Source organism: Paenibacillus lemnae, assembly GCF_012933385.1.
Classification (GTDB): domain Bacteria; phylum Bacillota; class Bacilli; order Paenibacillales; family Paenibacillaceae; genus Paenibacillus_AQ; species Paenibacillus_AQ lemnae.
In genome coordinates, this window is sequence record NZ_JABBPN010000004.1 from 119,436 (window position 1) to 145,345 (window position 25,910).

A 25,910-nucleotide genomic window follows, 5' to 3' on the forward strand; every position below is an offset into this window, starting at 1 on the left:
ACAGCAGTCTGACGGGTTGATAGCTTCCATTTTTGTGGGACTACACTTTCCGCGTGATCGGCTGTATTCTTTTTTTGTTATGACACACCATTTCGGCGGAAATAGATTAAATTGCTCTTGAAAACCTGAATAAGAGCCGTACTAAGCAAAATTCTCTGCTCAGTACGGCTCTGTTATTTCTTGAACAGCTGTTCTTTGTTGAGGCTTTGTACTAAAATGGCAGATCAACAGCAGTAATTCCTTTCTTGGCCAGATCCTGCAGGTGATTCTGGTACATTGCGCGCTCCACCTCTTGAGCGCCAGCGGCGTCCATCATATCTATAAATGTCTTGTAAGTGTTGTCAAATTCCGCATCTGAGGCTGCCATAATCAAATGAAGAATTGCTTTATTCCACAGCTCTTTGATATTGGCATTGATAACCCCTTCTCTGGAAGAGCCCTCAGGCTCCAGGTTGCTCATCCCCAGTGGATAATCGTCATAACCGAAGCGCGACAGCTTCATGGAAGCATTATATTCATCGGGACGAGATAAGATCATTTCCCGTAACTCAGCCTTATTCAGCATTGGACTGTCTCTCCATAACAAAGTTGAGGCACCAAATCCATATTGCTGCTGCCATTCCAAATAGTCCTTGTTCATCAATTCGCGGACCTCAGGGACATACCTGGGAAGACCGCTCTCCATAGTGAATGTCTCGCCTTCCTTGCCGTAAAGAAAATCGAGCTGACCTTCATCTGACCATGCATACTCCGCAAACCTTATAATTCGCTCCGGGTTTTTCGCCTTTTTAGTTATAAAGAATCCCTGCCAGCCAAGCAGCCGTGACGCAGGAAAGCGAAGTATGCGGTCTCCCGCCTTCAGACCGTCCAGTACAAGATAGGTCTTTTCTTTGCCCAGTGCAGTCCCGATGGTCGGGTTAAACTGACTGTACATCCCGTTGAGGAATTGTGATGCAACCGCATATTCTGCCCGGTACATTCCTTCTTCATATTGAACTTGTTTGGCAATTAAAAATTTTGGATCAAGCAGCTCCTCCCGGTAAAGTCTGTTCACAAATCGGAAGGCTTCAATAAAGCCGGAATGACGCATGGGATATAAAATCTTTTTTTCCTCCACTATAATTCGTTCTTCCTGCAAATAAGGCGCAAACGTATAAATCAAATAGTCGAGTGACAGACTGCCGCTGAATCCGTTCTTAGCCACATCAAAGAAATCAAGAGCCAACGGATAACGCGCATATCCTTGCTGCTTAATATCGGTTAGAATGTTCTTCAAATCCTCGACTGTTTCCAACTTGGGTTTGCCCAGCTGCTCGTAGATGTCTCTGCGAATAAACCAAGGGCGGATTGAGATAACCGGCTTGCCTTCCTTTAATCGGTTCTCCTGCTCATACACATTCGGCAGATACCATAGCAGTCCATTTTTAGCGTGATACTTTACCATATCCGGGTCTAGAATATTCCAAAAACCAGGGGCAAACCTGTTAATCAATTCGTTCATAGAATAAACAAGTCCTCCATCGATCAATTTAGCGACGGCCGGACTGTTCCAATCCACCATGATAGTATCCGGCAGCTCACCGGTCGAGATCATCATGTTCAGATCATCCTCATCGCTTCCTGCTGACAGCTTGCGGTCAATACGCACACCTGTCTTCTCAGTAATCAGCTTCATCGCATATTGATCTCTCCAGACGTAATGTCCTGCCCAATTACCGTAGAAAAACTGGGTGAAGCTGAAGGGTGAGGTATCCTCTCTCCAGGAGAGCTCTCCGTATCTGGTTGTATGCTGAGTTAGATATTCTTCCTGTTTCATGACAGCATCTGGTGAACTTAAAGAGGATTTCGAGAAGTTTTGATCAACAGCAACCGGGAGCTCAGCATATTCAGAACTTTTACAGCCGGCCAGAATCATTGCTGTCAGAAGCATCATTTTTAAACAAGTCATAACATGTATGTGGTTTATCCCGTGTTTCATCTCCTTGTCCTCCTTTAGCGCCGCTGCATGAGCTCTTGGTATTCACCTGGAGACATTCCATACTTCTGCTTGAACAGCGCACAAAAATAGGAGTGGTTGGACATCCCGATCCGTTCGGCAACCTCAGAGACTTTCTGTTTTGTACGGTTCAGCAGTTCTTCGGCCTTCCGCATACGGTAGTCTATAATAAATTGGTGTACAGTTCTGCCCGTCGCCTTTTTGAACAATACGCCCAAATGATTCTGCGAAAGAAACATCTGGTCGGCCAGCATAGCCAGTGAAAGTGCGCTTGATGCATAATTTTCTTCAATTAATTGAATGGTTCTCTCCGCAATGTAATCGTCTTTTCGGTTCCGCTTACTATCCAGACCACCCATCAGCACCGAAATAAATGCCTGTGCCGCATCATGCAGATCCTGCAGCCGGTTTATCTTGATCAGATCCTTGCTGTCCAGCTGCCGTCCAGCCGCCGAGCCTCCATGATGATCCCATACATGATCATTCTTCAGTACGGACAAGTCGAGCAGCAGCGTTTGAACAAGCGTTGAAATATAGTTTTTCCCTGCGCCCGGATGATTTCGCAGAAGATCAAACATCACTTGAAGTACATTGCTCGCCATATTTTCCTCAAGCTTTAAGACGCAGATCCTGAGCTCGCGGCAAAGATTCAGCCATTTGGAGCGGAAGACGTTTGCGGTCTGAGACCACTGCTGCATGGATGCTGTCACATCCGCCATTGTCACCAATCCTGTTCTTTCAAAAAACATGCCGTAAGAGACGTTAGATACAGCTTCACCGTAAGACTCGCCCAGCATTTCCAAGGAACTTACATGCTTGCCTAGTCCAATGACAACCGGCTGCCGAATCACGTTTTCCAAGCTTTTCAGCTGGCCGGCAATCCCATGCTCCTCCTCAAGTGAATCTGCTAAGGGGATTATCAGTGTTAGTCCACCATCACATGCATCGCAGGGCATAACGTACCATTTCGGAGACAGTTCGCTTATTATCTCCTCCGGGTCTACAGATTCGTGTGAAACGACAACCGATACCGTGTAATCGGCTGCCTCAAGAGCAGGATTTAGCTTCTGAAGCTCGGCAGCCATCGCCCGATGATCCCCATTCCTGTTCAGCAGCAGGCAGGTCAGATACTTCTCCGCCTCAAGGCGCTTACCGATCTGAATTCGCTCCATCATGTCCATTTCTCTGTCTCGGCGAAGTCCTATTTGTCTGCACTTCTCGATCACACTCAGCATAGTCAAGCGCAGCTCTTCTTCTTCGATCGGTTTCAGTACATAGTCGTCTGCATTCATGGTTATCGCTTCCCGGGTGTATTCGAAGTCACTGTACCCAGTCAGCACAATAATACGAACCTCAGGCAGCTGCTCACGGATGTTTCTAGCCATCTCAAGCCCGCTCATTCCCGGCATGCGAATATCCGTAATAATGATATCTGGCTTGATCTCAAGCGCTTTTTCACAGCCTTCAATTCCATCTGCTGCAGTATCTTCAATCCTGACGCCAAGCTCGCTCCAATCCCACAAATCGACCAGACCTTCTCTCTCCCAACGCTCATCTTCCACAATCAGCATCCTATACATTGAAGATTCACTCCTTCGGCAATGTGAGTGTAAAGACAGTTCCGGCACCGGGACGGCTGCGAACTTTAAAGTCAGCCTGATTCCCATAATATCCGTTTAGCCGTTCAATAATGTTCTTGATCGCATATCCGCTTCCACTTGTCCGTTCCACCTGTCCGTTCAATACCTCGTCGATCCGTTCTTCGGTCATCCCCACCCCATCATCCATGACTTGAATCACAATAGAATGACCAGAGGATGTCAGAGCCGCCTTGACTGTAACGGTTCCATGTTCCCGTTTCGGCTCAATCCCGTGCGTCAGAGCATTTTCCACCAGCGGCTGCAAAATATTTTTCGGGATAACCTCCAGTAAGACGGATTCATCCAACTCAAAAACGATGTCGAACAAATTCTCAAATCGAAATTTTTGAATGTTGGCGTAAGTGCGGACCATCTCGATTTCATCCTGTATTTCAATACTTGATTTTCCCTTATTAAGCACGAGACGATAAAATCTGGCGAGTGAATTGGACAGGTGAACCACATCGGGAGACTGTACTTTCCGGCCCACCCAGGATATAGTGGCGAGTGTGTTATAAAGAAAATGCGGATTAATCTGCGACTCCAAGGCCCGCAGTTCGGCTTCCTTCTCCAAAATTTTCATCTTGTAAGCGGTTTCAACCAATTCGTGAATTCGACTTGTCATCAAGTTGAAGCTGAGCGACATCTGAGCAAATTCATCATTAGAGACCACCGGGACCGATACATTCAGATTCCCCTCCCTGACAGCTTTCATAGCACTTAACAGTACCTTCATTCTATGAAGTAATGCATGTGTGATCCAATATACGATGATACTGAGCAACAGCAATGCTGCCAGGAGTACACCGAACATACGGATCTGGCTGCTTTTCATACTGGAGATAAAAGGCGTTACCGGAAAAATGCCTACAAGACGCAGCTCCGGTCCCCCAAGCGGCGTGGAAATAACAATTGAGCGCTCTCCTCTAACATCCATTATCTTATTTAAGTCTTCCCCCGGTATATTGTCTAGTCCTAACTCTTGAATAGAAATCCAGGGCCATTTGCTGTCACCATTAGGCTCGGAAACGACTCGATCCTGTCCATTGACAATCATGATATTACCGGCGTAGGGTGCGGAGGGATGGTGAATCGCTTCGAAGAACAAATTACGTCCCACCTCAATCTCGATCAAGCCTACAATATCTGAGTAATTACTTGAGAAGATCTTCCGGTTGTATGAGAATACCTGCTCTTTATGTCTGGATCCAGGCAGGACAATCTGTGCCTGCTCCTCATGGAGCCCCTGCCAGTTGGAAATTAATCGGGAATCATTCAGAAACGGCGAGTAGCGCAGGTTGGCTGATAAGCGGGTCATATGATAAAAACCATCATGCCTCTCCGGGATTGTACTGTTCGCCATATAAACGCGAATGGAGTGGATATATGCATTCTGCCGCTTCAGATTATCAAGAATCGGAGCGATGGTATCTCGATATTCCTCCAGCTGATGCGGCCCGTTCAGGAATGGACTCTCGAAGAAATTTTGCATTTTTGGATCAAAGGCAATAATCTCCGCAAGATCCTGCACCATATTGGCCTTTTGCAAAATATTGTTCTTCATCTGCAGAACATTCTGATTCATTAGAACCTGACCCTGACCAATCGCAGACTTCGACGCCTGGTAATACAGAATGATCCCCATCGTCGTCATCGAGAGAGTTAGAATAAACAAGAAAGCCAGAATAAACTTCCAGGTAACGCTCAGATTCCAGTTCCGTGACAAGCGCAAGGGCGAACACTCCATCTGTTTATATTTGGAAACCATTCTATTCATATTGTAGCATGAAAATGGGATTTTCTGTTCAAATCAAATTCCCGTTCCAGCTTGAAGCCGGAACGGGAATTTTCATTTTGAAATGACGATTATCGGTTAGCGAAAACTGTTTTTTCCGTGATCTCGACATCGTATTTAATCACTTCGTCATAGCCAAGTCCCTTGGCTTTATCAACCATCTGGTTCTTAAGTTTATTATACTCTTCTTCATTTTTCGCAAAGACCATTTTCCAGGAATATTCCTTGATCACTTTTCCGATCTCGCTCAACTTCTGCTGAATATCGGCAGGCGGTGTAGCAGGGGCATCTCCTGTAAATACCGGCTGATGTACAGCAATTAAATCATTCTTCACAAAATATTCTCTCGGTGTCATGGCCCCCATCGCTTCACGCCAGCTCTTGGTAACCGGATCCGGATCGTGATTTAACACCGAGGTCCAAAGATTGTAATCATAAGGCTCTTTTGTATCAGGATGAATCATGGAGTTTTTCAAGGTCGTGTTATTGATCTGATTCATGCCATCCTTAAACGTACCACCGCCAAATTCCTCAGGTACCGGTTCTGTATTCGCTGGCAGTGCCTTATATCCGTAATCCGTTACAATCGGCTTGCCTGAACCGTCGATGTCCCATGCCAACCCTTTGGGCCCATAGCTCGCTTCCATCATGCCATCCGGCGTGTACAGCCAATTGAGAAATTCCATGATGCGTTCAGGGTCTTTCGCTTTGGAACCGATGGCCCAGACACGGTTCCCCCCGTAAGGATTCATTCCATAGGACACAATTTTCTCTTGTTGGAACGGAATCAGGGCAAAACCTTTACCAGCTGCGGTGTTTTCCGGTGTGTTATATGCATTGCTGAGCCAAGGGAACTGTGAGAAGAAAACCTGGCCGTCTTTAAATTTGTTTGAAACATCAGAGAATTTCTGCGTCAAGGAATCCGGATCGAGCAGCCCCATCTGATTGGCATCAAAGTAGAACTTCAATCCCTCTAAGTAGTAACCATCATCATCAAGAATTCCCTGCCACTCTTTTGTGTTAACGGAGACGAGTGTAAGACCCGCAGGATTGAAACCATCGCCTTCTTGATAGCCGTTCATCTGGGAAATAACTTTGGCAAGCGTCATATAATTGCCGTCCCAATCCGACCAGAGCGATATGCCGTAAGTCGGACGTCCTGAATCACTCTTTGGCTCAAGCTCTTTCATCTGCTTCAACACATTCAGATAGTCAGACAGCGTATTAATTTCAGGGCTGCCCAGCTTCTGATATAGATCCCATCTAAGATTCGGACCGAAAACCATCTCCGCTCCCTCGGAGGGACCTTCGCCTGAGCCGACATCGTGTCCGATCCCGTATATGGCTGTACCTCCGCCGAACTGCTGCTTATTAGCATCTATGGCCTGGCCGGCGTTTTTGAGAATGTCCGGTCCGTATTTCTCAAGCAGTCCATTCTGATTCCAGTCCAGAAGCAGGCCGGCCTTGATGGCATCCTGATAATCATCGCCATTGCTTCCGAATACAACGAGGTCACCCAGATCACCGGCAGCCATCATCGTTGCAATCTTTTGCTGTCCTCCAGCAAGGTTGGATGCGATAATGTTCAGCTTGATATTAAACTTATCCTTGATCAGCTTAGCAAACCATCCCGGCTGCTCACCTGCATAGTTAGCCAGCATCGAGAATACGGTGATCGTGATTTCTTCTTTGGCAGCTGACTCCCCATTTGCATCTCCTTTGCCCGGTTCTGCAGAGCTGGAGCTGTCTGACGGCTTTGTTTCCGTTGTATTTTTTACGTTGTTAGCTGAACCCCCTCCACTGCAAGCCGTGAATACCAGCATAATACTAATCAGAATCGTAAATACAGACCATTGTTTTCTTCTGTTCATTGTCACTAACCCCTCTCTACACATAATGAAATATTTTTAATTCGTCCAAAAGCTGCTTATCCTTTGACAGCACCGATCATGATGCCTTTTACGAAAAAACGCTGGAAGAAAGGATATACCAGGAGGATCGGTGTCACAACAACCATAGAGACCGTCGTCCGAATAGAAGTAGGTGTCGCCATATTAGCCAGATCCATATTGGCTGACCCGCTCATCTGCTTCATTAATTGTGCCAGCGATGTCGCTTCATTCATGTATCGATACAGTATGAATTGAAGAGAGAACAGTTTTTGATCCGTCACAAGAAACAATGTGTCAGTAAATGAATTCCATTGTCCTACAGCGGCAAAGATCGCGATGGTCGCCAGGATCGGCATGCTCAAGGGAAGGATAATTTTAGCGAAAATAACAACATAACCAGCTCCGTCAATTTGCGCGGATTCCTGGAGTGAGATCGGAGTTGCCTCAATGAACGTTTTTACCAAAATAATGAAAAATGGTGACACGATAGCAGGAAGGATATAAGCAAGGAAATTATTAACTAGCCCCAGATTAAGCATGGTCAGATACCAAGGAATTAATCCTGCATTGAAATACATCGAAATCATAAGAAAGCGGTACCAAAATTTACGTCCCCACATTTCGTTCTTCGTGAACAGATAACCGAGAAACGCGGAGGCAAATACAGTCAATGCAGTACCAATAACCGTCCTTGACAGCGAGACGAAAGCCGCCAGTCCGAGACCCGGCAGTTTGAATACATCCATATAATTCGTAAAATGGACATCAATCGGATAGAACAATACAAGTCCTCTGCTGCTCAGATCATTGTTGCTGATCGTATTAATGAACAAATAATAGAAAGGAAAAATGCACAACAGCGTAAACAATGCGAATCCCGAATAATTCAAAATTTGAAAAATACCGAGCTTCTCTTTCTTTTCTACCATAACCCTCCTGCTCTCCTTTCCTGCAAATATCTCAGATAATATTCTCCCCGCGGAACAGCTTCGATAAATGATTGGCTGCAAAAAGCAGAACGATACTGACAATAGACTTCAACAAACTGACAGCCGTGGAAAACGAGAAGTTGGAATTCATCATCCCTATGTTGTACACATACAAATCCAGTACCTCGATCCTTCCCATATTGATCGCATTCTGAAACACGTAAAATTGTTCAAATCCGTTGTTAATGAAGTTTGCGATGGACAAGAGCAGGAGTACGAAGAACGTTGGCATGATGCCCGGTACGGTGATATGCCACATCAATCGAAAACGGCCCGCGCCGTCGACCTTGGCAGCTTCGTATAATTCTTGATCGATTCCCGTTATAGCAGCAATGTACATGATTGCACTCCAGCCCAGTGTTTTCCACACACTCCAGAGCGTCATCGCCAGCCATGTATTAGAATCAGAGGCAAGAATATTCATTGGGCGATCAATAAGACCTAAGTTAAGCAATACATTGTTCAAGAAACCGTTATCTACAGAAAAAAGCATAAATGCAAAGGAATAAACCAGCACCCAGCTAATAAAATTCGGCAGTGTAGTAAGCGTTTGCACCATTCGTTTGAAGAAGGTACTGCGAATTTCGGTTAAGAAGATGGCAAAAGCAACCGGAAGTACAGAAGTTAAAAGACTCAGCCCGCTCATAGCAAACGTATTAGTCAAGACACGGACAATTTCCTGACGGCGAACGTCATTCGAGAACATGGATGTGAACCAATAGAACCCCATATATTCACTGTCCTTCAGCGGGATGCCGGGCCGGTAGTCATAAAAGGCATAGATCCATCCATAGAGCGGTAAATAGGAGAAGACAAAGGCCAGAGCAAGAAACGGAAGCGCCATCAAAAATAACTTATACTTATCTCTTGATAGTAAGGACCTGTCTAGCCTGGTATGCAGACGAGACACTTGGCCTGGCTTGATGTTATTCATTTCCTTCCCCCTTTAGTAAGTAGCTACATTTTTATTATAGGAGGGCATCATGGTCCGGGATATATCAAAATATCACTTCAATGTTGAAATTCCACGGGGTTTTATAAATCACAGATCAAAAAAACGCCGACCTCTATAGGTCGACGTTTCATCACAAAAATTATAAAACCGAAAGAACGGCGGGTAAAGGAGAATTAGCGGAATTGACCAGCGTCAATCGCTTTCTGCTTCTCGTCCAGAATCTCCTGGTAGCCTGCATCCAGGAACTTCTTCTTGGCGGCTTCGTATTTGGAATCGAACTCGGCTTCTGGTGCCAGCACGATGTCCAGGTACAGTTCCTGGAACAGGGCATTCAGATCGGCCTTATACTCATTGAGATTCTCAAGCACAACAGAGAACAAAGCGTCTGGTGTACGATATTCAGCGGTGTCGTTCCGATATTTAATCATATCTTCAGCAAGCTGCTCGTATCCTGCCGGTGCCCAGTTTCTCATGTTCGCCTTGTGGGTTAACTCCGGCGTTGCAAATACCGGCGTTTCCGTCACCAAGGCCCAGTAGTCTTTATTATTGTTTTGAGAGAGGACAGACTCGCCTTTAAAGTCTTGATTTTTTAAGGGAAGTCCCTCACTGTCCATGGTATAATTTTCGCCTTCCACACCATTTTGAAGCACGAACAAGTTTTCCGGCTGGCTCATCCACTCCAGATACATCCAGACCGCTGCACGTTCCTCATCCGTGGATTCATAGTTGATGCCCATAATGAAACCAAACGGCCAGTAAGCACGGGTCTGCGGTACATTCCCTTCCGGAACACCAGCACCAGGAGGTACAACAGCAAATTCAGCATCCGGATTATTTTTCAAGGTCGCTTCAAATACATCGGTATTGCTTGCAAGATAGAAAGGATAGGTTCCTGTCCGGCCTGCGACAAACTCGGATTTCACTTTATTGTCATCATCACGCAGATAAAATTCCTTGTCGATCAATCCATTATGATATTGAAAGTTCAGATTTCGCAGCCATTTCTCGGTATCCTTGGTTGTAAAATCCGCGACGGCCAAATCGGAATACAGTGCCCGATATGCCGGATCCACCGGCCAATCCCGGAAGCCGTAGCTGTAGGTGTAATTGTTCCGCGTAAGCGACCCGCCGTTGACGCCGAGTCCGGCTTCCTTCCACTTCTTCAGCATATCGTTATACTTCTCAAGAGAAGATAAATCTTCTACCTTCATGCCTACTTTTTCTACCCAATCCTTACGAATTAAGGTGACAAAATTGTCGGTATCGGGACGTGCAGCAAAGACAAACATATTTTTTCCGTCCACCACACCATACTTCTGATTCGTTTCCCCCATGTTCTTCCAGTATGTAGGAGCATAGTTTGCGATCTCTTCCCAGTCCAGCGGCTGCATAACATCTTCACCGTAGTAAGCTAGCGCTTGGGGCATGTCATAGTGAAAAATAATCTCCGGTGCTTTGTGTGCCGCAAGCAGCTGCTCATAATCCGTAACCTCGTTGTTGCGCGTGATCGGGATAAACTTAACCTTGATGTTGTACTTATCCCCAAACTCCTTCTGAATCCAGCGTGTATAATAATTATCTGTCACATTCCAGCCCTCAAACGCCCGTTCATAGACCGGAATATCCAGATTAACAGTCTCCTTGAACCCCTGGGAATAATCAGGATAACCCTCCTTGTTTTCGCCTGTTTTTCCTGCATTCTCCCCGGTATTACCGGTATTATTAGTTGAAGGCTTCTGTCCGTTATCGCTTCCGCCCGCGCTGTTTCCACTGTTATTTCCTGTACAGCCAGCCAGAAGACTGATGATCAACATCCACGCCATACACATGGCGGCCATTTTTCTTCTTTTCATCGTAACTCCTCCATATATTCATATTTCTGCTCTAGTCCGGCCATAGAGACTATCCCTTAACCGATCCGAGCATTACACCCTGAACAAAATACTTCTGAATGAACGGATAAACACAGATGATCGGCAGGGTAGCGAAGACGACGACTGAAGCCTTCAGCACCTCCGGATTGCTAAGCTGCACACTGGTAGCCTCCAGCTGGAAACTTTCACTCGCTTGAACTACCAAGTAGTACAGCTTCAGCTGCAGCGGCCTTAAATCAATATTATGTTTAATGTAAAACAAGGCGTCCTGATAAGCATTCCATCGACCAACCGCATAGAACAAGGACAAGGTGGCGAGGATGGGCTTGGAAAGCGGAAGCACAATGCTGATGAGGATGCGGAAATGTCCTGCTCCATCGATCCGGGCTGACTCTTCCAGACTGACGGGAATGCTGCTGGCAATGGAACTCCTAAGTATCAGCAGATTAAAAGCGCTGAAAGACAGCGGCAGGATGAGTGACCAGATGGTGTCCAGCATTCCGAGACTATTGACCAGCAGGTAATCGGGAATGATTCCTCCGCCGAAATAAAGCGTGAACACAAACAAGAAAGTTATAACTGTGCGCCCTTTGAGCTGCGGCCTGGACAGCGGATAAGCGGCGCAGATCGTAACGATCATGCCAATAATAGTAAATAATACGGTTACGATAACGCTTACATATAAAGATTTAATAATACTGGCGTCGGCAAAAATTTTGCTGTAGGCTTCGAGCGTGAATCCTTTCGGAAAGAGAAACACCTTTTGTGCGATCACATAGGCGTCGTCGCTTAATGATTTGGCGACAACATGAAGAAATGGCAGCAAACATGCCAGAGACAAGATCAGCAGTGAAAGGCGAATCAGCACATCCCAAATATCCAGGCTCCACCTTCGGGGTGAGACCTTGGTGCTGTCAGGTATTTTCATGAATAGCCTCCTTACTTAAATCAAACCGTCCTCGCCAAGCTTCTTGGCGATCCGGTCGGCGAGCAGTACAAGAATCAACCCGATGATCGCCTGAAACAATCCAAGTGCTGTCGCACGGCTGAAGTTGCCGCCTTCAATACCCCAGCGGTACACCAGTACCGGGATCGTTGTCGTGTATTCGGTCGTTGCCTTGTTTGCCAAAGCAAATACTCGCTCGAACGATCCGCCCATCACATGTCCAAGGCTCAGTATCAGTAAAGTAACGATGGTCACCCGGATCGACGGAAGCGTCACATTCCACATTTTACGTAATCGTCCCGCTCCATCCACAGTCGCCGCCTCATACAGCTCCGGATTAATTCCGCTGATCGCAGCGAGGTAAATAATCGTACCCCAGCCCATACTCTGCCACACGCCGATGGCGATATAGCTAAACAACCAGTTTGTATCATTCTGCAAGAAAGGAATACGGTTCCCCCCCAGCTGCTCGATCACATTGTTAATCATGCCGCTGCCTTCACCCAGCAGCTGGTATGCGATAGCACCGATAATGACCCATGACAGGAAATGCGGCAGGTAAAGAAGCGTTTGATTCACGCGCTTGAATACGACACCCTTGATTTCGTTCAGCAGCAATGCCAGTACGATCGGCATCGTAAAGCTGAACATAAGATCCAGCGTATTGAGCATCAGCGTATTGCGAACGGCCCGCCCAAAGTCAGACTTGGCAAACAACTGCTGAAACACTTCAAACCCGACCCACTCGCTGCCCCAAAAGCCTCTGGCAACTTTGTAATCTTTAAACGCAAGCATGAGACCGGACATCGGAGCATATTTGAAAATCAGGACAAACGTAAGTGGTATCAGCAGCAGTGCATAAAGCTGCCAGTCTCTGCGAAGAAAATAGAACCCTCCTTTTTTTTCTTTCTTCAAATGCAATGAAGCCACAGTCGCGTCAGCTCTAGCTGCTGCTCTCAATCTCCCACCTCCTTAACTCCGGAGAGGGATGGATCAATTGCCAGAATAAGGTGAACCGCTTCAGCACGATTGGCATTCTTTAATGGAGCAAATTGATTCCTTCCAATACCTTGGATCCACCCGCGATCGACCGCAGAGGCAATATATGGCTGTGCCCAAGCCGGGATTTGCTCTGTATCCGAGAACTTCGGTTTGGCAGCAGGATCTGGAACAACGCCTTGTGATCTGACGATGACGGCAGCCATTTCTGCACGTGTAATCAGCCTGTTATGACGGAAGGTTCCGTCTGCATATCCTTCAATAAGCCCCGATTCTACTGCTGTCTGGATATAACCCTTGGACCACACCGGAATATTCCTGCTATCCTTGAATTGCAGTTCAGGTGCTTCGGAGACAGGAAGTTCTAAAGCCCGTACAAGCATCGTAACGAATTCAGCACGTGTCACCTGCTTCTGAGGCCGGAAGGTCTGATCACTGTATCCGTTGACCCAGCCGAGTTCACTAGCTTTCAAAATGGATGTCTCTGCCCAGTGGCCTTTAATATCAGTGAATGTAATGGATTGAGCAGTAATGGCTCGAACTTCATTCTTCAGCTCAGCCATCTCCAGTCCCGAATCGACCAGTTTAATGTGATGAAGCTTAAATTCAGCCGGACCAGAATGAGATATAAGCCGTTCGAATGTAAGCACAGCTAAAGATGCTTCACCCTGAATTCCTTTGACATTTCCAACCTTGGAATGCGCAAACAGCAGATCATTATCCTTCAGAATCGGATCGACCGTAAAGCCGGATACCGGACTTTTCGCTTCAATAAACTTTAGCCGCTTCGTATCATAGGCAAGATTGAATTGATACGCGTACAGATCGGTTAAACGCTGTCCTTTCACTTCAAGTATTACATTCGATCCCTGGTTAGCTGCTTTTATAGTAATCACCGGTCCGCTGTCAGCCATCAGTGCTCCCGAGGGGTACAGAGACAATACCATGAACAGAACGACCGCAATAAAACCTAATTTTTTAATCGAAATCATATGTCTCTCCTTTCCCAGGAGGAGATCGAGGAAAGAGCTTCATGCTCCTTCCTCTCTCCTTCTTTCTTAACGTGAGTTACGGCTGGTTATTTTGAACTGTATTCCAGTCCGATAAGATCATTCGAGCCACACCGGCAAGCACACGGATATTGATCTCACCTTCGTCAAACAGATCCGCAATCTTGATTTCATTCCAGCGAGGATCATTTGACGTCATTCCGAAATACTTCGCAATCACGGACAGATCACGGATGGAAATCTGAGTCTGTCCTGGAACCAGGCTGATAAATCGGCCCTTAAACTGCTGCACTGCCGCATTCAGCGCTGCTGTCGCAGCATCCACCTGCGCCTGCGCTGCCCAATCATCGTTTCGAACAGCTGCTGCAGAATAGATGGCTGCTTGAAGCTCGGCTTTGGAGCCAACCTGGTACTTACCGATTTTATCGCCTTCCACCGCCTTGTTCAGCTGATTCTGAGCCGCAGCAATCGCCTGTATCAAGGCAGTTTTATCGGCTTCAACCGGATCGACCGGTGGTGTCTGGCCGATGCTGATGGAGTGGAAAGCATTCGAGATGTTCACGGTCCCTGCATTTCCATCATGGGATACTTCGAACTTGGTCACGGATGTCAAGGCACTGCCATTCGAAATGCCAGGCTTAACTTTCCCGTGTAATGTGAACAAACTGCCGCTGGAGCTGACAGCCCGCTCTTCGCCTTCACTCATCAGGATGACCCGAATCTGTCCCTCCTCCGGACGAACGGCTGCAGCAAGAATTTGCACATGGTCCTGCCAGGAAACAATAGCACCGTCTGCAAGTACCTGGGTGTTGTCCTCGGCCGTTACGGTGTCAAATTCCAACTTGGCCTGATCATACTGAAAAATCACATCCATCACGGTGAATTTCTGGGTTACAGTGGAGAGATCCACATTCAGCTCAATCGGCTGTCCCGGATACGTGTTGTATGTTCCGGAAACGACCGCAGACGCCCAATGCTCACCCGGCTCTCCTGGCTCTTCAGGTTCTTCAGGTTCTTCAGGTTCCTCTGAATTCTCAAGAGTCACCCACTGGGAAAGCGGAATGTTCAGCTCTTTCACCAGTCCTGCAGCCAGTTCGGCCACTTTGATCGCACCATTCATCTGCAGATGGGTATTATCCTCTTTTCCGTCTACCCACATGAAGATGGATTTGGTCCCTTCAGGACCCAGCTCGCTGAAATGCTCCCAACTGGCCTGATTCAGATCAATGATCAGCGTTTGCGTCTCTTGAGCCGTTTCTTTCATGGCCTGCACGTATTCCGGGAAACTCTTATTGAGTGAATCACCCGTAAAATCACGGCGGTTGACCGGTGTTACCAGAACCGGAACCGCACCTCTCTGCACTGCTCCGTCAATGTATGTTTTCAAATAGACTTTAAACTGCTCTGGTGTTAGGTATCTTTCCGGACGCGATGGGGTGGAATCATTGTGAGACCACTGCATAAACAGATAATCTCCTTCGCTGATGTCGAGCAGAAGATCATTCAGATATCCGCCTACCAGGAAAGTTTTGCTGCTTAAACCGCCGACAGCCCGGTTATCAATACTAACCTTTTCCAAATTGAAGTTGCGGCCTAATGTTTCTCCCCAGCCAGCTTGCGGACGATAGCTTTCCGCATAATTCGCCACTGTAGAGTCACTTGCCAGATAAATCACCGGTTTATCTCCAGCTGTATTGCCGGGCAGACGTTCAATAGTCAGGGCATTAATCTTTGGAGCATTACCTGAAAAATCAAAGTTAAATATGCCGTCAATGAGAGCTACATCATATGTGATTTCTTTAAACTCGCCGGTTGGTATAACGGTCGCCGGCACCTTCTCCATTTGTTCCGTAGTCACGGAAGCCTGGGTCGCCTCTGCCGCATCACCCATTGTCATCGTGATCCGGTAATTGGCAGGTTCCATCTCTACCTGGAATGAAGTGCCGTTCACACGAACAAGGTCTTCCGTCAGCGCATCTCCAGAGCCCCGATTTTCATCAGCGGTACGGGATGTATCAGCAAAACCGTATCCGTTCCCTTCAATGTAAGCTCTCTTGGAATCTACCTTGGTATATCCCGCCGCTGCATTTCCGGAGCCAAAATCAAAACGGTATTCGCTCACGCTGCTGACGGGGTCACTGGTCAAAGATGCTTTAGCCACATTCAGCATGTTAAACACATGATTCACACGACCCTGTTCTGCTTCAGTGCCCATGATTTCTTCTGCAGCCGCCAAAGCCTTGTTCAATACCGCGACAGACTGCTCAGAGTATGGCGACAGATCCAAAGCTTTGATCTCTTCATACAAGGCGATCAGGGTTTCCTGATCTCCTGCTGAAGGCGGAAGCTTAACACCTTCAATATGAACATTGTCAATGTGTGTGGTCCAGTTCAATGTGCCTCCGCCGCCCTTTCTTGTACCAAGGAAACGCATGCCTCTGACATTGTCTGCGTAGGCGGTTCCGGCACTCATCGGAATGCCTTCAATTTTCTGTGTTATGCTGCTGTCATTAAGACTGGTCAGCGTCAAATCGATCTTCTTGTCTGCAAAGTGAATGAGCGCTTCCACACGGACCCACTGATTTTTTGAAATATCAGTCGTTTGCCCGCCAGGAATGACAGAATTCCCTGCATCGTAACTAGGAGCATAATAGCCCGGGAAATAACCAATCTTCGTATTGTTGCCGCTAGTCGTGTATAAGGTTAAGATCATATTCTCTTCAGCATCCTGCAGTGTCAGATGTCCTTCAGAAGGATAAGCTCCTACATTGCCGGAGTTCCAGTCGAAGCTGACTTTAACTACATCTCCGCCAATCGCATCAAACAAGCGGAACACTTTGGACCGGTTGCCGGAGCCAGAGCCCGTAACGGAAAGCACTTTATTTCCGTTTTGCTCTACTACGGTTCCAGACATCTGTCCCGGAATGCCGGTGGCATTGATCATGGCATACTTGGCCGCATTCTGATCTCCCTCAAAGTCCTCTGTATACACCTGGTTTTCCGGTTCCGGCTCCGGTTCTCCCGTATCCAGTTCCAAAACCAATGGTGAGATGCTTACATTCATTTCTTTCACAGCACCTGCAACCAGACCGGCGATCACGTTAGCGCCATACCCGCTGAAGTGAGTATTATCGTTGATCCCGTTCGGGTATTTCGGATATTGTCCGGGATTTGCGTATAAAAACAGCTTCTCTGTCGCAGCAAGGCCGATCTGATTATAATGAGCAATGCTCAGTTGGCTTAAATCGATCACCGCCACATCAAGCTGTTGTGCCAGCTCCTTGGCTGCCTTCACGTATTCCGGGAAGCTTACGTTAAACTCCTGTGTCACCGTATTGAAATCTCTGCGGCCTACAGGTGTCAGCAGTACAGGCGTCGCTCCCCGCTGTCTTGCCCCTAACACGTACCGCTCCAAATACTTTTTATAATCCTCCGGGGATGCGTAACGTTCCGGAATGCCTGCGCTGGCATCATTATGTCCGAAGGAAATAAAGAAATAGTCTCCAGGCTTGATGCTGCGCAAAACTGTATCCAGCCGGCCATCGACCATAAAGGATTTGCTGCTTCTGCCCCCGATGGCATGATTCTCAACAACGGCACCATTTGCAAAATAACGTCCGAACTGCTGTCCCCAGCCTTCCTGCGGGGCCTGCGATGCACTGTAACTCTGCATCGTCGAGTCACCCGCCATATAAATCGTGGCTGCAGCACCTGCCGTTTTGTCCTGAAGTTTGTCTACTCTGATCTCCTGCACATCGATGGCGTCTCCGGTAAAGATAAATTCCAGCTGTCCGTCAACAAGTGCGATGTCATAAGAATAAACAAAAGGTTCCCCCGCTGCTGAGGTTGTCACAGCCAGCTTTCGGACGTACTCTGACTGGATCCCTGCACTGCTGTCACGCGCATCACTTCCCAGCTTGACTGTGATTCGGTAATTGGCATTGGGCAGGTCGACAGCGAACTTGGAATTTTCAGGAAGAGATACTTGGTTTGCCGCTGCAGTAATTCCGGTTATATCTTCAAAACCGTATCCGGCTGCTGCAGAATACAGTGTATCCTGCACCCCCACAGCACCGGGCGCTGTGTCCGTACCGAAATCAAAATAATAGATGGACTCAGGAGCCTTCACACCTCCAATAATATCAAGATCGGCCTTCGGAAATGCCGTCGCCTCCGCTCCAATATAAAAGCCGGTGTGCGGCGGCTGATTGTAGGCTACATTCTGCCAGGCTGCCGCCAAACGATAGACCGGATCCTGCATCAGTGCCGGTATCCGGTACGCTGTAGGAATCGTAGTCGTATACAGACGATACTCTGTACTGTTTTCATTGCGGAGCAGGATCTCCTCCCGCCAGTCTCCTAAAATATCAGCCTGGATCGCGGGATTACCTTTCGTATGATTATTGGTTAACGTACCTTCAGCTCTGAAAATTTCATTCAATTTCTTGTTATCATAGTCCCATTTGTAGATGACCGGGATTCCTTTGGCCGTATTGTTATCCCAATTATGGTCAAACAGCTCCCTTTGAAGATCTCCATCCCACCAAATCGCAAAGTTAGCGCTGCTCGGCGCTTCCCCCGATTCATAAATGACTTCTCCGGCTGCTGAATAAGCACGGGTCTCAGGGGTCACCTGTCCATTCACAATCCCGGCTCCCCAGGATTCATAACCAGGATAATTCGGGTCAATATCTGCGGACATCCCGCGCCCGGTGTCAGTACCGGTATATTCCCCCCATATGATCTCCCCGGTACCTGCATCACGCATTTCAATTCCATATTCGGCATCCTTGTGCTCATGCACACTAAAGACCTGGTACCCATCCCGGTTCGGATCGAGTTTCCCGGCATGTATGGCATCACCGTGACCTAATCCGGTGCTGTACATCAAGGTGCCGTTGTCATCGATCGCCAATGCACCAAACATGATTTCGTCTTTACCGTCACCATCCGCATCCAGTACGCTTAGATTATGATTTCCCTGTCCCTCGTACTGTTTGCCGACCACATTCGTATCAAATATCCAGCGTTTGACCAGCTGACCGCCAATATAGTCATATGCCGCCAGTACGGTGCGTGTGTAATAGCCGCGGGACATGATTACACTTGGCTTTTGACCGTCCAGATAAGCAATGCTGCCTAGAAACCGGTCCACCCGGTTTCCGTAACCGTCACCCCATGCGCTCACATCACCCCGCGGTGGATCATAAGGGACGGTGGACACTGCTTCGCCGGTCTCCCCGTTAAACAAGGTCAGATATTCAGGACCGGTCAGGATATACCCGCCTTCATTACGGTAATCCTTGGAGGCATCGCCAATGACATTGCCCTTTCCGTCTTTCGTTCCATCTGCGGTTTTGACGACCACTTCGGCTTTGCCGTTACCGTCCAGGTCATACACCATCAACTGGGTGTAATGCGCTCCCGCCCGAATATTAACGCCGAGATCTATGCGCCAGAGCTTGGTACCATCCAGCTTCACAGCATCGATCAGGACATTTCCTGTATATCCGGCCTGCGAATTGTCCTTGGCATTGTCCGGATTCCAGAGAAACACTATTTCATATTCCCCGTCTCCATCCACATCGGCCACCGAAGCATCGCTGGCTATGTAGGTATAGTGGCCCCCATCTTTGGTTCGGCCGTCGGCCGGCTTATCCAGCGGGATCGGCAAATAATTCTGATGCCATACCGAGACGGTATCCGGCACCATCTCTTCTCTACCGTTGATCACCGTAGAGATTTGGTACTGTGAGCTGTCAAACCCCGTTGTATCCAGATAATTCGTTCTGTCTGCAATGGGTGCAGCTGTCACCTTGATTCCGTTTTTATACACATTGAAGGTGACCTCATCCGGGTCACTGTTCAAATAACGCCAGCTTAAAAACACACCGCCATCTACCAGTACTGCAACCAATCCCCGGTTCAGATACTCCGCCTGACGAGCGGGCACGGTCGAAGATGTATCCGCATACATGGGAGCGGGGGAAACAATTAACGAACACAGCATCAGCACAGACAAGAATGCAGCACATAATGATTTTTTCAGCTTCAGAGCTTTAAATTGCATGAACTCACTCCTTTGACGGATTTAGAAAGCGATTTCATTTTTGACCTCACTATTCACGTCTAACCGTAATTATGTATCCACCTCCTACTGCCAAGAAATATTTGTAATTCAAACCTTGATCATGCTGCTCTAAGGTTCGGTCCCATCATATCGTTCTCTCGTTCAGCCGGTAAATCTTCAGGTTTGATCATGGTCTTTGCTTTTTGATCATTCCGCATGTCTTCAACTTTCGTCTCTTTAAACATGATCAATTTTGATCATCATGATCAAAATTCACTGTCTTAGATGAGGTGCCCTTATTCAATTTGGGTCATTTTATAAGCACTCGGAGAGATTCCTTCGAATTTTTTAAAGAAGCGATTAAAGCTCTGTGCATTGTAATAGCCAACTTCAGACGCAATTTGTGTAATTGTGAGGGGAGAATTTCGAAGCAGCTCCTTCGCTCTTTCTACTCGAAGGTGGTTCAGGTAGTCATTCAGGCTTTTTCCTGTGAGTTCATAAACAATCCGGCGCATGTGGGAATAACTGATCCCAACGTCTCTCGCCATATCCTCAAACACAATTTCTTTATGATAGTGTTCTTTCAGGTACTGAACAATCCGGGTCAGGTGATGGTTGGCCTCTCCGGAAGAACGTGTGAAATACTGAACGATCTCGTCAAAAAATTCGTAAAGATATTCTTCAAGCTCATCCAGCGTATCCATAGCAGCCAATGTGGCGTAGATATTCCCTCTACCAGTGAAGATGCGTGCTGTGCTGACATTATTTTCTCTAAGGTGCTTCATGGTAACGCCCGCCAGCTGATAATAAATGAACACAATATTATCGTAGGATACATAATCTGCAGAACGAATCTCATTTCCTATAATCTGAAGCTCTCTGGCAATGCCTTTAAGATCTCCCTTGTCCAGAAAGTTCAAAATGCGCCGTTCACTATGAACGGGGTATATATACTTTTTGTCACGTACAGCTTCATCCTCCCAGTACAAGATTTCTCCGCTGCCAACGACCATGCCCTGTTTAATGGCTTCCATTGCCTCCGAGACACAATCTGCCAGCATCTCACTACGATCTGCCTGGCTGCTGACACCGATCGTGACAGAATTGCCGAGCAGCTGTCCTGCCTGTTTTCGAGCCACATTCAAGGCAGTCTGGATGGCAGCCACAGGGCTGCCCTCATCGGAGAATCCGAAGTTAAGCACGATAACAAAACATCCGTCGCCATGATAAATACTCCGCGCCCGAATTCCCTCTTGCCGGAATATATCTTCACAATCAGAAATGATGTGATACCGGTGATAGCTCCGGGTTTCCGGGTTGGTCTTGCTAATATAGTTCCGGTATCGGTCAATCGAAACAATGACAGCCATAAAATACTTGTCTGGAAAAAGCTCATCAGCCTGTGGTGCTGTTTCTCCTCTGATCATTCGATGCACAGCCAAATTGTGAGCATCCTGTTCCCGGACTTGAAGAAGCCGATTCAGCACCTCTTCTTCTTCCTGCATTCGCTTAAACGCCTTGTCGAGAAAGTTGAGTTCATTCTTACCCTGAATAATCCCTGTCCCCAGGCTGCTTCGCGCACCCATCGCCCTTACGAGCTCTCGTACAGGTCTGGAAACCCAGGTTGCGAGGATCACAGCCAGCACCGTTCCGCACAAGACAATTATGGCAGTCAGCAGCATAATGTCCCGCTGCACTGCGTGAGAACCAGCCATTAATGTATTTACAGAATCGATGTTCACATTCATCCATCCCAGTTTGCCTGATCTGGACCATGTGTACAGCAGCCGTTCGCCCATCCGCTCAACGTATTTATAGCCTTCTGAGGCTTTATCACGGACAATATCCTGCACTACCGGCTGTTCGGCGGCATTTTGAAGCAGCTTGGCTTTGTCTGAATGAGACAGAATCATTCCCTCAGCATTCAGCAGCATGTATTCTTGCTGGCCAGTACCAGCGGAGTGAAATAAACTTCCGATTTGGCTTTCCTTTAGGTTAATGACCAGAACTCCACGTGTAGTCGTAGACAGCCGGTTTAGTGGAAGCACATACGACATGACGTTGATACCCGAATCAAGCTTTCGCGGATACCACACTCCCGCGATCCCTCTGTGTCTTGAAAGAGCGTCACTGATCCAGTCAATGGAATCATAACGTTCCAGCTTTTTAATTCCCTTGTCTGTGGATATTACATAATCCGAATCACTAAGATGAAAAAAGGAAGAGTCAATGCCTTCATTCGTTCTGTTCAAGTTCAACAATTCCTGAAGGACAGCCCTTGCCCCGCTGACCGTGCTGTAACTAGAGTTGAGCTCCATAAAAGTGTCATAAGTACGTATTCGATCGAATACATGAGTTGAGGTTAAGCGCACGGTGTTCTGTACCAGATTATTCAGGGCATGTTCAATAAGCTCCCGGTTTGCGTTCAATTCGGCGAGTGAGGATTCAGCTATGGCATGCTCCGAATTTCGTAGGACCTGCTCACCACTGTACCAGGTTAATATGACCGCTGGCACAGCCATCACACAGAAAAAGATGACGATTAGCTGCAACTTCATAGGTATACGTTCCATATGCCCCTCCTATAATAGCTTGAATAGGCCAGAAGTTTAGAAATCGTGTTTATTTCGAGCAAGAATTTGATTCGCTTGTTGGCGAAATTGGAGAGCGGCCGTTTCGGGAGAAATTTTATCAAATAGAAGCAGGTCATTTAATTCTCGCAGAATCACAGTTACATCCGCGGTTCCCGGAGGATCCGGCGGATCCATCGGACTGCTGTGACCGGCAACCCAAGCAATATAATCTGAGATCTCTGCAAAATCTGCATCCAAGCCTGAACTCAATGCTTCCGTGACTTTGGACGAGATCGGAATCCCCCGCTCTCCTTTCATCAGCTTGTTCGCTTCTATATTATTAATAAAGAAGCTGATGAACTTTGCTGCTTCTTCTTTGTGCGTGGAATTTTTTGATATAGAGAAGAGCATTGACGGTTTCAAAAATAGACCTTTGTCACTGTTCGGACCCGGCAGTGGAATGATTTTCAATCTACTCCCATTCGACTCAGCCTTCCCGATAAACTGGTTGGAATATCCCCAGTTAAACAAAGCCTTACCTTCATAAAAAGGGTCAGCGTTGGGTTTAATGCTGTTCGAAGTCCAAATATCAGGAGCATATATTAGCTGTTGCTGTGCCAGCCTTTGAAGCCGACCGAAAAAATCGATGAATAGTCCATCATCTTCATAACCAAGTGAAGCCCCGTCTGCAGCAAACATGGTTTCACCATGCTGTCTTAAATAATAGGCAAAAAACTGTTCCGGGGTAAACTGCGTTCCGAGATACACTCCCTTACCCCTTAACGACTCCCCCATAGCCTCAAAATCATCCCATGTCCAATCCTGATCAGGCGGCTCTATCCCATGGGCTATAAAAACTTCCGGGTCATAAACTCCATTTAAGGCATTTACCCCTAAAGGGATGCCGAACAGATTACCATGGACTTTTCCGCCTGATAAAAACTGGTCCTTAACATCTTGTGTATCGATCATCCCGCTGCGGATATAAGGTGACAAATCATCTATCAGCTCCAAGGAAGTGTACAAAGACAAATAGGAGACATCCATCTGTATAATGTCTGGCAGCGCATTTCCCGCAGCCATGGGCGCCAGTTTTTTCCAGTACTCATTAAATGAGCTGTAATCATATTCAATTTGAATATGCGGATACTGCTCTTCATACATCTCAATCACTTGAATGGTTGCATCGTGGCGAATTTGACTGCCCCACCATGAAATTTTCAATGTAACTGGCTCCTGAATGGTGTTGGATAAGTCACCCTGCTGCCCAACACAGCCAGACATGATAATTGCAGCCAGCAGAAGGAAGACAACGCAGCGATAGCATCTTCTCATGGTTCATCCTCCATCGTATAGGGAATCAGCACCCTTACTTTTGTGCCCACCCCTGATGTACTTTCAACCTCAATCCCGTACTGTTCTCCAAAAGTAAGCTTAATACGGTCCCTAATATTCATAAGGCCTATACCTGTCCCCCGTGTTTTCACTTCTCCCTTCATCATACGCTGCAGGAATTCCTCACTCATACCGGGTCCGTTGTCCTCCACGATGACAACCAGGCGCTCATCCTCTTCCTCCATATAAATCCGAATACTGCATGAATTCACCATGGTCTCCAGTCCATACAAAACGGCATTTTCCAGCAGAGGCTGAAGTGTAAGTTTCGGCACTTTGGTATGCAGCCATCTTTCCGGGATGTCAGCACTAAAGTTTAGTCGGTCACGGAATCTGTACTTCTGAATGATGACATAATGCTCCACAATTTGAAGCTCTTCTCTCAAGGTAATCACATCATCTTTCAGACTAATCGATGAACGAAGCAGATAACCCAGAGATATTACCATTCTTGAAATCTGATCCTGCTTGTTCTTTTTGGCCAGCCAATTGATCGATTCAAGCGTATTGTAAAGAAAATGAGGATTCATTTGAGCCTGAAGTGCTTTGAATTCCGTTTCATGGATCACAAGCTGTTTGGCATAATTCTCCTTGATCAGCATGTTGATTCGCGCCAGCATCAGACGATAAGTACGGTGAAGAAGACCGACTTCGTCCATCTGTACTTCCGTTCTTGTGTTCAAGCTCTGATCCATACTCTCCAGATCATGCACATCTTTCATCTGCTTAATCAGAGACTCGATCGGCCGGGTCATCCCGCGAGCCAGCTTCATGCCTGCAGCAGCAACCAGGATGACCACTGCACTGAATAACAGAATGAGCGACCGCTTCAGCCAATGGATGGTGTTGAAAATTACATCGTAGGGGAGAGCATGATAATACATCCATCCTGTATAAGCGGACTGGGCACGGGATACGAAATATGCCTCACCTTCCGTAGTGTTCATGACTTCATAACTGGCACCAGGTGCCAGGGAGTTTAACTGGGCAGTAAAGCTGTAATCCACCCTTCTCGCTGGGAAAACGGTTTCATTTTCTGATTTAAGAACAATGATGCCGTTATCATCATTTCTTCCCGCATAATCCTTGATCAGCCGTTCAATATCGATGCGCAGATATAAGATGCCTATCGGTTCAAGCGTTAATGGTTCATATGCTCGAATTTGTCTTACCATAATCAGCATGGGATCCGCTTCATCCGGGTTCAACCAGCGCATGGCCCCTTCTCCGGTCACAGATTCTTCTCTCACCCGATCGTATTTTTCTTCGGAGAAAGCCACTGTATCCCCGTATCTGACTTCTCTGCCGGTCAAATCCGCTATATGTGCCGACTGGACATACGGAACGGATACGCTGATATGGCTCCATAACCGGTCCATCATGGTATTCCTGTACAAATATGCCGCATAATCAGGAATATCGCCATCCGCAAGCTCCTTCAAGCTCTCCTGAATTTGCTTGTCTGAAACAATATTGAGGGACATCGACTCCAGCTTTTTCAATTCCATATCCACAGCTCTTGAAGACATATTCAAGTAGAGCGATGACTTCTCATACAGCTGCTTGTCGTACACAGAATACGTGAAGTATAGCGATCCAAAATTCAAAGATACAAGTATGGCCAGCATGGATAACAAAATGACCAGCAGTTTATATTTAAATCTCATATGCCTGTATGCTTTCATAGCCGGTGCCCCTTTTATGGTTCAAAGTTACGAACCACACTTGAAATGTTAGAGCAAGGGGTCCACCTATACTGCTAAAGGACTGCCAGAG

Annotated in this window: 15 protein-coding genes and 1 pseudogene; all 16 read right to left on the reverse strand. The window is 47.0% G+C overall.

Annotated features, from left to right (window positions below):
- Positions 1–211 precede the first annotated feature (211 nt).
- Positions 212–1,948: a type 2 periplasmic-binding domain-containing protein gene (locus HII30_RS06580; protein WP_169504228.1), complete on the reverse strand. Its 1,737-nt coding sequence runs from the start codon at positions 1,946–1,948 to the stop codon at positions 212–214.
- Between the two features lie 44 nt (positions 1,949–1,992).
- Entirely contained in the window at positions 1,993–3,576 is a 1,584-nt protein-coding gene (locus HII30_RS06585; RefSeq protein WP_169504229.1) for a response regulator transcription factor, read from the reverse strand.
- Positions 3,577–3,583: 7 nt separating this feature from the next.
- Positions 3,584–5,413, reverse strand: a complete 1,830-nt coding sequence (locus HII30_RS06590) for a sensor histidine kinase (protein ID WP_169504230.1) — start codon at positions 5,411–5,413, stop codon at positions 3,584–3,586.
- 89 nt (positions 5,414–5,502) lie between these two features.
- The gene (locus tag HII30_RS06595; protein ID WP_169504231.1) at positions 5,503–7,302 is read right to left on the reverse strand and encodes an extracellular solute-binding protein; all 1,800 of its coding nucleotides are present in this window, start codon (positions 7,300–7,302) and stop codon (positions 5,503–5,505) included.
- Positions 7,303–7,358: 56 nt separating this feature from the next.
- Positions 7,359–8,252, reverse strand: a complete 894-nt coding sequence (locus HII30_RS06600; protein WP_169504232.1) for a carbohydrate ABC transporter permease — start codon at positions 8,250–8,252, stop codon at positions 7,359–7,361.
- A 31-nt stretch (positions 8,253–8,283) separates the two neighbouring features.
- On the reverse strand, positions 8,284–9,246 hold the full coding sequence (locus HII30_RS06605; protein ID WP_169504233.1) for an ABC transporter permease: 963 nt from the start codon (positions 9,244–9,246) through the stop codon (positions 8,284–8,286).
- 194 nt (positions 9,247–9,440) lie between these two features.
- Positions 9,441–11,120: a type 2 periplasmic-binding domain-containing protein gene (locus HII30_RS06610; RefSeq protein ID WP_169504234.1), complete on the reverse strand. Its 1,680-nt coding sequence runs from the start codon at positions 11,118–11,120 to the stop codon at positions 9,441–9,443.
- 49 nt (positions 11,121–11,169) lie between these two features.
- Positions 11,170–12,069, reverse strand: a complete 900-nt coding sequence (locus tag HII30_RS06615) for a carbohydrate ABC transporter permease (protein ID WP_169504235.1) — start codon at positions 12,067–12,069, stop codon at positions 11,170–11,172.
- 15 nt (positions 12,070–12,084) lie between these two features.
- Positions 12,085–13,017, reverse strand: coding sequence for an ABC transporter permease (locus tag HII30_RS06620; protein ID WP_343045074.1), 933 nt, complete (start codon positions 13,015–13,017; stop codon positions 12,085–12,087).
- A gap of 26 nt (positions 13,018–13,043) precedes the next feature.
- The gene (locus HII30_RS06625; RefSeq protein ID WP_169504237.1) at positions 13,044–14,078 is read right to left on the reverse strand and encodes an S-layer homology domain-containing protein; all 1,035 of its coding nucleotides are present in this window, start codon (positions 14,076–14,078) and stop codon (positions 13,044–13,046) included.
- Positions 14,079–14,154: 76 nt separating this feature from the next.
- Positions 14,155–18,225 (reverse strand): GDSL-type esterase/lipase family protein, encoded by a 4,071-nt coding sequence (locus HII30_RS21785; protein ID WP_484549378.1) that lies wholly within the window; start codon positions 18,223–18,225, stop codon positions 14,155–14,157.
- Between the two features lie 15 nt (positions 18,226–18,240).
- Positions 18,241–20,073: pseudogene (locus HII30_RS22040) on the reverse strand (rhamnogalacturonan lyase); the annotation flags it as partial.
- 212 nt (positions 20,074–20,285) lie between these two features.
- The gene (locus HII30_RS21790; RefSeq protein WP_281363443.1) at positions 20,286–20,411 is read right to left on the reverse strand and encodes a hypothetical protein; all 126 of its coding nucleotides are present in this window, start codon (positions 20,409–20,411) and stop codon (positions 20,286–20,288) included.
- A 51-nt stretch (positions 20,412–20,462) separates the two neighbouring features.
- On the reverse strand, positions 20,463–22,724 hold the full coding sequence (locus HII30_RS06635; RefSeq protein WP_246246161.1) for an AraC family transcriptional regulator: 2,262 nt from the start codon (positions 22,722–22,724) through the stop codon (positions 20,463–20,465).
- Between the two features lie 51 nt (positions 22,725–22,775).
- Positions 22,776–24,074, reverse strand: a complete 1,299-nt coding sequence (locus HII30_RS06640; RefSeq protein ID WP_169504240.1) for an ABC transporter substrate-binding protein — start codon at positions 24,072–24,074, stop codon at positions 22,776–22,778.
- The gene (locus tag HII30_RS06645; RefSeq protein WP_246246162.1) at positions 24,071–25,801 is read right to left on the reverse strand and encodes a sensor histidine kinase; all 1,731 of its coding nucleotides are present in this window, start codon (positions 25,799–25,801) and stop codon (positions 24,071–24,073) included. The genes HII30_RS06640 and HII30_RS06645 overlap by 4 nt, the downstream gene beginning before the upstream one ends.
- Positions 25,802–25,910: the final 109 nt, after the last annotated feature.

Coding starts and splice junctions, on each gene's coding strand:
- HII30_RS06580 (WP_169504228.1), bottom strand. CDS start 1,948: ATGACTTGTTTAAAAATGATGCTTCTGACAGCAATGATTCTGGCCGGC.
- HII30_RS06585 (WP_169504229.1), bottom strand. CDS start 3,576: ATGTATAGGATGCTGATTGTGGAAGATGAGCGTTGGGAGAGAGAAGGT.
- HII30_RS06590 (WP_169504230.1), bottom strand. CDS start 5,413: ATGAATAGAATGGTTTCCAAATATAAACAGATGGAGTGTTCGCCCTTG.
- HII30_RS06595 (WP_169504231.1), bottom strand. CDS start 7,302: ATGAACAGAAGAAAACAATGGTCTGTATTTACGATTCTGATTAGTATT.
- HII30_RS06600 (WP_169504232.1), bottom strand. CDS start 8,252: ATGGTAGAAAAGAAAGAGAAGCTCGGTATTTTTCAAATTTTGAATTAT.
- HII30_RS06605 (WP_169504233.1), bottom strand. CDS start 9,246: ATGAATAACATCAAGCCAGGCCAAGTGTCTCGTCTGCATACCAGGCTA.
- HII30_RS06610 (WP_169504234.1), bottom strand. CDS start 11,120: ATGAAAAGAAGAAAAATGGCCGCCATGTGTATGGCGTGGATGTTGATC.
- HII30_RS06615 (WP_169504235.1), bottom strand. CDS start 12,069: ATGAAAATACCTGACAGCACCAAGGTCTCACCCCGAAGGTGGAGCCTG.
- HII30_RS06625 (WP_169504237.1), bottom strand. CDS start 14,078: ATGATTTCGATTAAAAAATTAGGTTTTATTGCGGTCGTTCTGTTCATG.
- HII30_RS21790 (WP_281363443.1), bottom strand. CDS start 20,411: ATGTTTAAAGAGACGAAAGTTGAAGACATGCGGAATGATCAAAAAGCA.
- HII30_RS06635 (WP_246246161.1), bottom strand. CDS start 22,724: ATGAAGTTGCAGCTAATCGTCATCTTTTTCTGTGTGATGGCTGTGCCA.
- HII30_RS06640 (WP_169504240.1), bottom strand. CDS start 24,074: ATGAGAAGATGCTATCGCTGCGTTGTCTTCCTTCTGCTGGCTGCAATT.
- HII30_RS06645 (WP_246246162.1), bottom strand. CDS start 25,801: ATGAGATTTAAATATAAACTGCTGGTCATTTTGTTATCCATGCTGGCC.